Source organism: Candidatus Zixiibacteriota bacterium, assembly GCA_036480375.1.
In the GTDB taxonomy this organism is placed as follows: Bacteria; Zixibacteria; MSB-5A5; order GN15; family JAAZOE01; genus JAZGGI01.
The window spans coordinates 40,594-53,240 of record JAZGGI010000028.1; the positions used below are offsets into that span (position 1 = coordinate 40,594).

11 protein-coding genes and 2 tRNA genes are annotated in these 12,647 nt (G+C 43.8%); 5 read left to right on the plus strand and 8 right to left on the minus strand.

All coding sequences use genetic code 11. The features are described from left to right. Positions 1 to 55 precede the first annotated feature (55 nt). The 8 genes from V3V99_08535 to V3V99_08570 all read right to left on the minus strand — a co-directional run bounded on the left by V3V99_08535 (position 56) and on the right by V3V99_08570 (position 8,318). Positions 56 to 616, minus strand: a complete 561-nt coding sequence (locus V3V99_08535; GenBank protein MEE9442701.1) for a dockerin type I domain-containing protein — start codon at positions 614 to 616, stop codon at positions 56 to 58. A gap of 66 nt (positions 617 to 682) precedes the next feature. After that, positions 683 to 2,809, minus strand: coding sequence for a hypothetical protein (locus tag V3V99_08540; protein ID MEE9442702.1), 2,127 nt, complete (start codon positions 2,807 to 2,809; stop codon positions 683 to 685). Between the two features lie 223 nt (positions 2,810 to 3,032). Then, entirely contained in the window at positions 3,033 to 3,875 is an 843-nt protein-coding gene (locus tag V3V99_08545) for a dockerin type I repeat-containing protein (protein MEE9442703.1), read from the minus strand. 31 nt (positions 3,876 to 3,906) lie between these two features. Continuing rightward, on the minus strand, positions 3,907 to 5,094 hold the full coding sequence (locus tag V3V99_08550; GenBank protein MEE9442704.1) for a hypothetical protein: 1,188 nt from the start codon (positions 5,092 to 5,094) through the stop codon (positions 3,907 to 3,909). A 195-nt stretch (positions 5,095 to 5,289) separates the two neighbouring features. Beyond that, positions 5,290 to 5,365 (minus strand) — tRNA-Ala (locus tag V3V99_08555). Positions 5,366 to 5,654: 289 nt separating this feature from the next. Beyond that, complete coding sequence (locus V3V99_08560; GenBank protein MEE9442705.1) at positions 5,655 to 6,185, minus strand: hypothetical protein; 531 nt, start codon at positions 6,183 to 6,185, stop codon at positions 5,655 to 5,657. Between the two features lie 556 nt (positions 6,186 to 6,741). Next, positions 6,742 to 6,817 (minus strand) — tRNA-Ala (locus V3V99_08565). Between the two features lie 76 nt (positions 6,818 to 6,893). Further along, on the minus strand, positions 6,894 to 8,318 hold the full coding sequence (locus tag V3V99_08570) for an MFS transporter (GenBank protein MEE9442706.1): 1,425 nt from the start codon (positions 8,316 to 8,318) through the stop codon (positions 6,894 to 6,896). Between the two features lie 91 nt (positions 8,319 to 8,409). Between V3V99_08570 and V3V99_08575 the strand changes: the two genes are divergently transcribed. The 5 genes from V3V99_08575 to deoC are packed head-to-tail and all read left to right on the plus strand — an operon-like array spanning position 8,410 to position 12,413. Then, complete coding sequence (locus V3V99_08575) at positions 8,410 to 9,039, plus strand: sigma-70 family RNA polymerase sigma factor (protein MEE9442707.1); 630 nt, start codon at positions 8,410 to 8,412, stop codon at positions 9,037 to 9,039. An 18-nt stretch (positions 9,040 to 9,057) separates the two neighbouring features. Then, on the plus strand, positions 9,058 to 9,573 hold the full coding sequence (locus V3V99_08580) for a zf-HC2 domain-containing protein (protein ID MEE9442708.1): 516 nt from the start codon (positions 9,058 to 9,060) through the stop codon (positions 9,571 to 9,573). A 26-nt stretch (positions 9,574 to 9,599) separates the two neighbouring features. Continuing rightward, positions 9,600 to 10,547, plus strand: coding sequence for a hypothetical protein (locus V3V99_08585; protein MEE9442709.1), 948 nt, complete (start codon positions 9,600 to 9,602; stop codon positions 10,545 to 10,547). 40 nt (positions 10,548 to 10,587) lie between these two features. Then, positions 10,588 to 11,763, plus strand: a complete 1,176-nt coding sequence (locus V3V99_08590) for a phosphopentomutase (protein MEE9442710.1) — start codon at positions 10,588 to 10,590, stop codon at positions 11,761 to 11,763. Beyond that, positions 11,760 to 12,413 carry a deoxyribose-phosphate aldolase gene (gene deoC, locus V3V99_08595; protein MEE9442711.1) on the plus strand — a complete coding sequence of 218 codons (654 nt, stop codon included), beginning with the start codon at positions 11,760 to 11,762 and terminating at the stop codon, positions 12,411 to 12,413. The genes V3V99_08590 and deoC overlap by 4 nt, the downstream gene beginning before the upstream one ends. Positions 12,414 to 12,647: the final 234 nt, after the last annotated feature.

A 12,647-nucleotide genomic window follows, 5' to 3' on the forward strand; every position in this document is an offset into this window, starting at 1 on the left:
AACTGCAGTGATCTTAAGCTGAGCTTCTTTAATATTAATTCGTTACAATAACAAATTACTCCACACAACCGCACTGCGCCGGGGGTCCACCCTTGAAAACGTGGGCGATCAAAAAGACCGCATCACCGACATTAACCGCACAATCAAAATTGGCATCACCTTCGTTCAATTCTTGCGGCGCCGGACCTCCTTTGAATACATGAGCAATCAAATAAACAGCATCGCCGACATTGGTCGAACCATCATGATTGGCGTCGCCCGCGGTAGCACAACCACTGGCGCCAGCTTCAAAAGTCTGCAGGAAGCCATGGTTCAGCACTTTGTCTCCACCGGTGCCCTCTCCAACGGCGGTCTGCCCAACCGTACTGCTCAATTTATAATTTGAAGATTCGCCTTCAATGGTGCCGCCGCCAGATATAACCTGCCAATTTATCTCTTCACCGGTCATAATGGCTTTTACAGCCAACTTTGCCAGCTCATTTTTATCCTGGGTGCTCTCTGTCGGCGAAACAGATTGTTTTACGTCAGCCACCTTTTTCTCAACTTCTGCCGCAAGGCCAATAGATGTTGTGAGAAGCAGTATAATGAGGCCAATCGTTGCCAATTTAGTTTTCATAATCTATTCACTCCTAAATATCTCTCAAGAGGTCAACAGTGTACTGTTTTTGGTCTCCCGAAATAATCATGGCAGCGGCCTGGCAATTGTATACACAATCTCCGCACCATAAAGCCTCATATTGACTGGGTTTGAACTATATCCAAAGTCTGCTTTTAAAGAATAGTTATAGCCATCGTTACTTACTGTTTCGCTAACAATAGAGCCATCGGTTACCGTTGTATAACCCGGTGTACCGGTGGTTAGGGCACTTGCCATAATAATTTCGCCACCGCTGGCCATATAAGTTTTGACCAGTTGGATGTATCCATTATAATTCGCATCGTTATCATAATAGGTGACTTTGACCTGAGTAACGGTCGCTCCATCGGGCAAAGATACTTGAGCAAAAAAATCGTTTGCGCCAGTAGCAGTAAGTCTCAAGTATGAGGTGGCTCTGTAATATGTATGGAAACTGCTGCCCGGAACAAAAGCCGCGCTTGAAATCGCCAGTCTTCTTGTAGTCGTGCTAATATTTAAATCTTCAAAGGTTTTTGCTCCCGAAATTGTCTGAGCTTCGCTAATGTTGACGGCTGTGCCTCTTATCTTGGTGGGGTCAATATCAGCCGACGACCATATGTCATCATTTATAATAGCGCCATCCTTAATGAGACCCGTAGTGATAGCATCCAGCCCAATCCACAATGCGATATCGCCCGATTCACCTCCCCCCAGCAATCCTCCGAGGGTAGGAGTAGTAACTGACGTAATATCACCGACAGTATTGGGCAGCCAGTTCTCTGCGCTTTCACTCCATGTGATAGCCTGAGATTCAGTCGCGCCGGACTGAGCAATATTTGACATATTAACAGCACCCTCAGCCAGATCCGCTGAGGTAATTGTACCATCAAGGATTTTGGCGCTCGTGACAGCACCATATTCTAGCTTTTCGGTGAGAACCTCGCCGTTAGTAATATGGTAATTATTGATAGAGCTGCTGGCGATTTTATTGTGAGTAACGGCACCATTGGCGATTTTTGAGCCAGTCACTGCGTTATCATCCAGTTCAGCTGTGCCGACTTCGTTATCCATAATATGATCTGACCATACGGAATTATTTTGCATTTTAGCAGCACTAACGGAATTTTGGGCGAGTTGCAGATTTCCTACACCAAGATCGGCGATTGATAGCATAACGTCGCCTGATACACCGCCTCCATCCAATCCGGTGGAAGCAATAACTGCCGTAATATCGCCCCCTCCACCTGAGCCGGTTTCATCTGCGGCCGCAATCCAGTTGCCGCCCACCATCTTCATAACCTCGCCCTCGGCGGCTCCGTTTGAAGCAATATCATTGAATAGAATGGTGTTGTTTTGTATATGACCGGTTTCGACCGAATTACCTGCAATATCATTTCCGGTAACGGAAAAATCTAAAATCTTACCACCATCAACAGAACTACCAGCGAGATGAGACGAAGTAATGCCATAAGGAGTAATTGACAGAGTGACATCCCCTGTTTCGCCACCGCCGCTCAGGCCTGAACCGGGATATACTGCAGTAATATCACCGCTGCCGCTACCCGAACTGGTTTCATCGGCCGCCGCTGTCCAGTTGCCGTAAACCATTTTCATAACCTCGCCTTCGGCGGCTCCGTTCGTGCCAATATCACCAAATCGAATTGTGCCATCCTGGATTTTGTCGGAATTAACAGCGCCCGGAGCAATTTTGGCCGCGTTAATGCAGCCATCGTCAATGTCGGCTGTCGAAACGCAATGATAACAGGAAAGATCCTGAGCAAGAGTCGCCACCCTGGCAACTCCGGCGGTATCGGAGGTATGCGAATGCCAGGAAAAAGCCGCCGATGTTATTCTCGTTCTCGGTGAAATCTCGGGATCGGATTCAATCGTAACACCCAAGAACGGTTCACTACCGGGCCCGAAAAAATCGGACGGGAGCGGATTATTTGAACCGAGTTGATAGCTGAACAATCCATCCGTTACCTGAATTGACTGTTGACCCGAAAACCAGAGAGTATCATCGGAGGCTTCGCCGCTATAAAGAACAAAATTGATCAGGTATGGACCGTCTGGAACCGGCTCTCCCCCGGTATCGGTCAAGCGCCCTTGATAATTGATTATCTGCGGAATCTGAGCAAAACTCATAGATGCTAAAACAACCGCAAGGACTAAAATACTAATTGTGTTTTTCATGTTTTCCTCCTATTTGCCCAATTTTATAGCCCATAAAATTTATATATTACAGTTTTTTCAACCGTGGTATGTAAAATCGAGTTGTCGGAAACGCTAATCTAAATATAATGGATTTTCGTGATTTGGCAATGAAAATGGTAACTCGCAAAAGCGCATAAAATATACTGAAATGATATTAAATTGGTGGAGCCGAGGGGATTCCAATAAATAAAAAATATTCCATTTATTTGCAGCTTTCGCACGGAGCCGGTCCGCCTTTGAAGACGTGATTTATTAAATATACTGCATCCCCGACGTTGCAGTCACTATCACAGTTGGCATCGCAAGTTTCAATCGGATCTGATGCGGGGCCGCCCTTGAATACGTGATTGATGATAAAGACCGCATCGCCGACATTAATATCCTCATCGCCATTGGCATCTCCGCAGATATATTCCTTCTCTGCCAAACTAAAGCCGGAGAAAGAATCCGTGATTCCGCAAATCCGGTTTTCATCTATATATACCGTATCCGTTATATCATTCCAACCGGGCGGGTCTTCATCGTTCCTATGCATAAGGCGTAAATTCGATTCGTTTCCCTGAATATCATTCTCATCATAAGTGAAACATATCCTAATACTCCCATAAAAATCAGCAGTTGTTGTAATTTCATAATATATAGGGGGAGAGCTTGGGACTAGCTTGAACCCTTCTGGTGGAGTCAATTCACCCGGATTGCTTATAATGACGCTTGTAATTCCCGGTGAAATGACACTATCGAAAGTAATTATAAGACTATCCGTTATGGGTACTTCAACGTTTGGCCCCGGTTCTGTATTGCCGCGGATTAAAACTCGTTGCCAAAACCCGTGACTTAATCCATTCTCAGCAAATAAGCTTGTTCCAATAGCGGTTTGTCCCACAGTTCCGCTGATTAAAAATGTGTCAATTGAAGTATTCATATGACCGCCTGAGGATATGGCCTGCCAGTTTATTCCTTCATCAGCTTTTTCATCGGCCAGACCGCCTGTACTGAAAAGTAGTATGGCAAATATGGCGATATGGCACATTGCTTTATTTTTCATAACCGCTACCTCTTATTTGCATTTCCCCCACTTACTTAGAAACTGTTCCATAGGCAGTTGGGAAGAATAGCAATATAACCTGCACATTACTTACTTCAATCTCTGCCCCAGACGAGCTTTCAACGCAATTCAAATAATAAGTATAAGTATCACTTACTGAACAAGGAATAAAAGTGATATTATGCATTTGAATCCTGACCATACCAGTAGGATAATTCTCAGGTAACATAAATTGAGACCGTGGCCGGTAGACATCTTGATTTGGAGCATGGGAGAATCCCATTAATGGATGGCGCCCTGTGCCATTCTCGTGCTCAATGGTTATTGTTGCAGAGCCTATTGCCAGAATATAGCCAGGGGTTGGGCAATTGATTGATTGCTGCCCAACCGTTGTCCATGCAAATGGCACGGTGTAGTTAGTAGTGTCATTATAGTATCTTGCGATGCCCGGTTCATCGGTAATTTCGCCGCTTTCAATAGTCTGGCCCAATTTACTCACGTTGCTTGATAAGCGACTATTACTCAACATCCCACTTCTTATATCCCCCGCGTTTACTGTCCCGGCTGAGTCAGCATAGTCCGCTTGTGAAGCACTATCCGCATAAATAACTGAATCAGGACCATGTCCAGCGCTGTCCGACCAGTTCCAGCCACCGAGGCCATTCGATGAGATTGAATCGTTAGCGAAAATCCAAGCGGTGTTTGCGGGATTCCGTTTAATGATTTGATTAGCCCCAGCTCCCGTACTGTCAATATCATTCAGACTAATGGAACTATTAAGAATCGTATTACTATCCACGACATTATCCGCGATTGTACCTGCAGCATCAGCGTACAACGCCTTAAAAGCATAGGATACGCTTGTTAAGTGTATCCGCTGTCCTATTTCACCGATATCGTCTATGGTTATATTCAACCATAATGACTCATACTTGGCCAATGAATCCGGAAGGGGATTCGATGAACCCAAAATGTAATTATACAAGCCATTTGTGACTGCAATTGCATCAATCTCCGGTGCTGAAGTCCAAAGTTCATCTCCACCTGATTCTGCATCGTAGATTTGAAATCTAAAAGTATAAGTACTATCGTTTACGGGAAATCCTTCACTATTAGTCAGTCGCCCTTGATAATTGATATAAGGCGGAACCCCGGCAAATGTGATAGCTGCTGTTATTGATAAGATGATAACCGTAATAAAAAGACGTGTGAATTTCATGGCATTCCTCCTGGCAAAATATTAGTAAATATACCCTTGGTGTGTAGCGAAAATCGGTCTGATTATTCTAAGTTCAGATAAAAAAGATATATATTAATAAATACTATTATGTCCGGCTTGTCAAGTATTCACTCGCAATTTATGCAAATTTGATGGGAATTCGCTAATAACGAAATTAATGAGAAATGGTTTATCTGGTGGAGCCAAGGGAGTTCGAACCCCTGACCTCATGACTGCCAGTCATGCGTTCTCCTAACCGAACTACGGCTACATAACACAACAACTTACGAGATTGCTTTGGATGTGATATCGGTCACGAATATCGATTTGTCGGGTGTTATCTCAAAGAACAAATAGAGGCTTTATTTGTGTGAGAAAAAGGCCGATGTTAGTCGGCCCTTTTGTTCTTAATGGTCGCGCTGATTTACGGACACACCTCACCGGTTCCATAAAAGAGTATGATGGCGGAAATGAGAAGCCAAGTCGGGAGTTAAAAGAATCGCCATGCATGGTCAATCATAAATGATAGGCCACCCATATTGTCTAATAAATTATAATTTCTACTCCCCAAGTGTAATCTCACCCTCCCAGTCGGCCGTAAGGGTCGTATTCGAAGTAAATTGGCCCGTGTAAGTACCACTTCCCTGAATATTTTCGAACTTGCCGGTCCCGCTAATGTATGAAAAACTACCCTCAAAACTCGTGACTTTTGTGCCGTCTGCCGCAAGAGTGGTGGTGATTTTGCCTTTCCATTTGGCAATTGTTGTACCATCATCTTTAGTGAATTCAACATACCCTTGATGAAATCCATTTCCTTGAACGATGTCAGAAAACGACGTGTTGCGTAACGTGGCGCCAGCCATAAACTCATTATCTCCCGTCTTGGCGTTGGTACCCTCATATACTTGCAGGAACATGTGATGACCCTCGGTATCGGCAACGGCAAGTGTATCCGCCTTGACAATTTCCATGGTCATCTTGCCTGCAACTTTAGTCATCGGCTCGGCATAAAGACTGCCTGCGAGCAGTACACAGGCTAAAACTATAAAGCCTGACATCGCAATTAATGCATTTGATTTGGAATTACACATGACTGATTTCTCCCTTCCTGGGTTAGATATTTATATCTTTAAAAACCGAATGACTGTATAAAGGGATTCCAAGAATAAAGATAATTGTCGCATAGCAGCCCCCGACGATAAAGATTGAATTTTCTATAAATGACCTTCCAAGAATGCACACCCAATATAATAAGACTGATGGATAAAGCAACCGATTTTAGAGTGCGGTAAAGATCAGTCCGTCTCCGCCCAATGTTTTCATTAAAAAATCTTTGAAGATTCGTGGCATCTTTAATACTATCTTTTGCTCAATTAAATATTGAAATAGGGCGTTAAGCCTCTCAATATACCCTTCAATTGTGACTTGAGATAGATTTCTCAACGTGCAATCAAATTCGAAGGAATCGAAGTACTTTCAAATTCAAAACTTTGAAGATTTTTTCAATTTTCTTGATTCTATTGAGATTTGCCAAGATTCTCTCCTTTCGGAGGTCTCTTGACGAGCAAAAGGCACTAAAAAATCATGTGCCCTTTTTGATGTTTGGCTTTGATTTGAAATCTTGTAAGTTATTGAAATATAAATTTTTGGTGGAGCCGAGGGGGTTCGAACCCCTGACCTCATGACTGCCAGTCATGCGTTCTCCCAACTGAACTACGGCCCCACACGGGTAAGATTGCCAATATATACCTCATTTCGGCTCTGTCAAGAAATAAGTTAGACGGCAGGATAAAATAATCTTAATGGTCCAATTCTAGGTTCCGTTGGTCGATTCTGTTTTTTCTAAATGCCGATATTATAATCGCCAAAATTGATACAATCGCGAAAAGCATTACCACCCAGGTAAATGACTTCTCGTAGGCGGTCGCCTTATCCAGAATCTCGGATTGATTTTGGACCCGGTAAGTAAATATCGCCGTGGATATTGCTACCCCAAGAGCCAATCCCAGCGTCCGGGCAACAGCCAGCAGACTGGAGGCGATGGCCGAAATTCTCTTTGGAATAGCCGACATCATCGCCGATGAATTGGGCGCCTGAAACATCCCCCCGCCAATCCCAATGACAATCAGACGAATGATAATCTCAAATCGAGTGGAGTTTTGATCTAATGTCGAAATCAAAAAAATACCAACAGTAGAGATGCAAAGTCCCAAAGTCGTCAATAATCGATACCCGATTTTGTCGGATATTCTGCCGGCCAGAGGCGCGACAAAGACCGTAACCAATGGTACCGTAACTAAAACCATCCCGACTTGACGCGGAGAATATCGCAGAATATCCTCGAGATAAAACGGAATCAAGATCATCCAGGCGGCGATACAGATAAACGATACCATCATCGAAGTTATGGCCAGTGAAAATTGCCTGTACCGAAATATGCCCAGACCAACCAGAGGAGAATCAACCCGGGTCTCGCGAATTATAAATAACGCGAATGAAAATATCCCAAGGGAAACCATCAAAATAAGGGTATTCGACGTCCAGATCGGGTCATTAAGACGATTGAGCGTTAAAAGGATCAGGATAATGGCAGCCGCCTGAAGCAATCCTCCCGGAATATCAAGCTTTGTATCGGGATCATCGGGCTTCATACCCCGCAAAGTACTCATTGAATAGATATATCCGAAAATGCCGATGGGGATATTGATGAAAAATATCCATTTCCAGCCCAGGGTTGAAACAATCAACCCTCCAACCGGAGGCCCCGACATCAAACCAATTCCCACCACAGTGGCCAGAATCCCCATACTTTTTCCCCGTTCTTCAACCGGAAAGGCTCGCGTTATCAGGGCCGGGCCGGCGGCCATCATAAACGAAGCGCCTACGCCATGAATAATTCGAAAAGCTATTAATTGCCATATAGTTACGGACATACCACAGAGACAGGATCCAATAGTAAACAGACCAAAACCAGTCAAATAGGTATATCGAAATCCTTTTTTAACGGCAATTCGGCCTACAAATAGGAGTGTCGAAGCAATTGTCAAAGAATAGGCTAAAACTACCCAAGCTACATAATCGATTGATATACCGAAACTTCGGGACAAAGTCGGGAGACTGATATTGACGATGGAAGCGTCCAGAGTGCCTATAAAGGCAGACAACGCCGTAACAAACAATAAACGGTATTTTCTTTTATTTGAAATATGTTCCAAATCGGCCATTTATTTTCCCAACTTGTTGCATAAAAATAAATTGACAAACGACCGATAGAATCATAACCTAACGGTAAGTTAATGTCAATTGAATTAATTTTTGATTGCACAAAAGACCGTCAAAATCGTCAAGCTTTTAGACGAAAGAGATATCAGCGGGATGACAGATGAGACAACCCGTCTGGTGTTGCTTTTCCGAGAGGGTGACAGGCAGGCGTTTGCCGAGTTGGTCAAGGCGTTTCACAGTAGGGTTTATGCCTTGGCCTACAAGATACTAATGAATCACTCTGACGCCGATGAAGTTGCCCAGGAAACTTTCGTCCGGGTCTATAGCCGGATTAGTCAATTGAAATCTCCGGTTAGGTTTGATTCGTTTTTATTCCGGATCGCCACAAATTATGCAATTGATTTGTTGCGCAAAAGAAAAGGCAGGGTGGTGGCGATGGGGGATGAAGGTGAACTTCCGGGGAATATTCAAGTTTCCCTTTCCTTAAGGGTAACCGACCCGGAAAAGACCCTTGAAAATAAGCAGCTATTGGACGCGATTATTAAAGCAGCGGAGGAGCTTCCTCCAAGACAAAAGGTAACTCTGGTTTTGCATGATATAGAGGGCCGGTCGAAGGAAGAAATTGCCCGGATTCTCGAATGTCCGGAAGCTACGGTGAGGTCAAATTTGCATATTGCGCGTAACAAACTGAAACAAAAACTTTCTAAGTTTTTATCGATGTGATTGAATTGGAGATATAAAATGTCAAACCGCCACATTTCTTATTTAATCGGAGATTTTCTTGACGGAGAATTAACTCCGGAAAAACATCAGGAGGTTTTGGATCATTTCTCTCGCTGTCCCTCATGCGCGAGGGAATTGGAGCAGTACCAGCGGCTCAAATCAATAATGGGCCGGATCGAAACGCCCGATCCCGGTGAGGATTATTTCACGGCTTTATCCGATACTATATTAAATAGAACGGAGCATCTTCACCCGGTGCCTGAACCGGAAACAACCGTTCATCGGCAGAGTTTAACTCGCCAGCATATTTACAAACTGCTTATTCGAGTCGCGGCGGTGATAACGCTTCTTTTTGTTTCACTGTTCGCCACCGAATTTAAATCGCGCATGCACGTATCGCAAGCTGGTAATCGGGCCATAGAAATTAGAGCGGACGGGAAAAATATCGCCGGATGGACAGGAAATATTCCCCCTGGCGTAAGCAATCCCATAGATTTTTCAAATGAAACAACCGAGAAAATTAAGAATAAATAGGACTATTTAGTATTTGGCATTCGTTGGTGATTCTGGAGAAAAAAATGACAAACCCTTCTAACCATTTTTCACCAAAAGCTGTGGTGCTTATTGTTTTTATATCCGCGTTTTTAATCCAATCATGTTCAACGGAGCGGGAAAAGTATTTGTTTCGAAAAAACATGCCAATTGGTAAATCAATTAATATTACTACAACTGCGAATGAAAACGGCAATGTTTTTAGAAATAACAAATGGCTTAGCAAAATTGACTGGTCATCAATCACAAATACTAAATTAACAATAAAAGAACGCCTTTATGATCACACCTATCTGGTGGGAATTTACTATATCTGGAAATCTCAAAGTAAATCTGAACTTGATTCAGGCAATGGTTCCCGTGACACAACTGAAGAATTAACCTATTTTATACATCTTTCAGATAGAGATTCTATTCTGAATCTCAATAACCCGGATGACAGTTTAACGGAAGACCAAGTACATTTCTATATGACAATTATGAGTCCCGTCTATGTCAGTTTTCCGGTCGAGCCGATTTCCCCAGGGCACAAATGGGGCAGAATCATACCATCCATCATGCTGAACGGAGACACCTCTTTAACCAAAGTGGATTATCTTTTTAAGGGTTTCACCGGGAAAAACGGATACGATTGCGCATTGATAGAAATAAAAGCCCAAATCGCCGCGGCCTTATTTCCTGATCCAGCTGATTCTACTTTAACTCAACGAGAAGAATGGCGCACCGTTAAAGGCCTGTTGTATTTTTCTTTGGAACACGGATGGCCTGTTCAAATTGATCTCTCATCGCATGTTGTCTCGCATCGTAAAAAACGAGATGTGATGGAGTTTTATATAGATGATAATGGAAACAGGATCGATATTCCTAAAAATGAACAAAAAATAGTTGATATGTTTTTTAAACTAGAATTTGATGGAAATCGGAGCTTAGTTTTCTCCAACATTGAAAGCAATTAATATACTTTACATCTGTTTTTTTCTATCTTAAATTCGTCAAATGAACGATATATTCCGAGTCATATTCATGGTTCTCGACGCCTGCGGTATCGGTGAATTGCCCGACGCCGACAAGTATGGCGACGAAGGCTCCGCCACTCTCCAGAATACGGCTGCAACCGTAGGCGGACTCAACCTGCCTATTCTCGAATCGTTCGGCTTGGGAAATATCGATACGATTCAGGGGTTAGATACGGTTAACGATTCACGGGCCTCGTTTGGAAAAATGGCCGAAAAGTCCGCGGGCAAAGATTCCACCTCCGGTCACTGGGAACATTTTGGAGTCATTCTTGAAAAGCCGTTTCCGACCTATCCCGACGGATTCCCCGAATCTCTGATTAAGAAATTCTCCGAACAAAGCGGCTACAAAGTAGTTGGCAATGAACCGGCATCGGGAACGGAAATAATCGTGCGATTGGGGCAAACACATTTGGACACGCAAGCCCTTATAGTCTATACATCCGCAGATTCAGTTTTCCAAATTGCCGCCCATGAATCAATCGTGCCTCCTGATGAGCTATATAGAATATGCGGGATCGCGAGAAATTTACTTACCGGCGAACATAATGTTGGGCGCGTTATTGCCCGACCATTTGAGGGGCGGCCGGATGGCTTTGTGAGAACGCCTCGGCGAAAAGATTTTTCCGCCCTCCCCGCCTCCCCCTTTGTCAATCAGAAATTAGTCGAGGCGAATATTCCGGTTATCGCCATCGGCAAAATTTATGAAATTATGGCCGGACTGGGCATATCGGAAAAGATCACCGCCAGTGGCAATGACGACTGTATGGATAAAACGATTGCCGCCCTTGATTCTTATTCATCCGGCCTGATTATGACAAACCTGGTTGATTTTGACATGCTCTGGGGACATCGTAATGATTATAAATCATTCGCAAACGGATTAGAGATATTTGATGCCCAACTCGAGAATCTTATCGGTAAATTAAAGGACCGCGATCTTTTAATTATCACCGCCGATCACGGATGCGACCCGACCACGCCTTCAACCGATCACAGCCGTGAATACGTTCCTCTTTTGGTTTACCGGCCGGGTATGCCGAAAGGAATAAATCTCGGCATCAGGGAATCTTTTGCCGATACCGGGAAAACAATCGCGGATATATTTAAAATTGATTATCCTTTTCCCGGAAAATCTTTTTTAGGAGAAATACAATGATCGATCTGGCCCGATTTTTTGACCATACTCTACTGAAGTCGGATGCAACCGAAAATGATATCAGAAATCTGTGCCATGAAGCGGTAAAATTTAATTTCTATTCAGTTGTTGTTAATCCTGTCCGGGTTTCCGTTGCCGTTGAAGAAATTAAAAATTCAAATGTGAAAATCGGCGCCGTTTCCGGCTTTCCCCTGGGAACCAATACGACTCATATAAAAAAGGTCGAAGCGTTGCGGGCTGAACTGGACGGTGCTGATGAAATCGACGTCGTCGCTAATCTGGGTTGGTTCAAAAGTGGAGATTTTACGGCGGTTGAAAACGAATTGACCGAAATACGAAAGTCGCTTGCCAACTCGACTATTTTGAAAGTGATCATCGAAACCCCTATTCTGAATGCCGACATATGGCTTGACGCCTGCCGGGCGGTAATCAATTCCGGAGCGGATTTTATCAAGAGCGCGACCGGTTTTGCCGGTCCTACCCCGGTTGAGCATATTCGTAAACTCAAGGAAATTTGCCGGGATCAGATTCACATCAAGGCGGCCGGGGGAATTAAATCGGCTGAAACCGCAAGAGAAATGATAATAGCCGGAGCCTCTCGCATTGGCTGCTCCTCATCGGTAGAAATTATGAACCAAATTTCGACATAAATTTGTGATTGTCTTCTTCCGACTCAGCGATAAATTAAATTTCAATTAGGCCGCCAAAACTCTTGGATTGACTGACTCCAAATTTTATATTATCAAACGGTATGGCGGAAGAAGGCAAAAAGAACAGAATGCGGCCTTCAGTCGGGATATTTTTCAAGTGTTGTCGGGTCTATTCCCGCATCTATTTGAATAAGAAAGGAAAGGCGTTTGTCGGCTGGTGCCCCAAATGCGCGA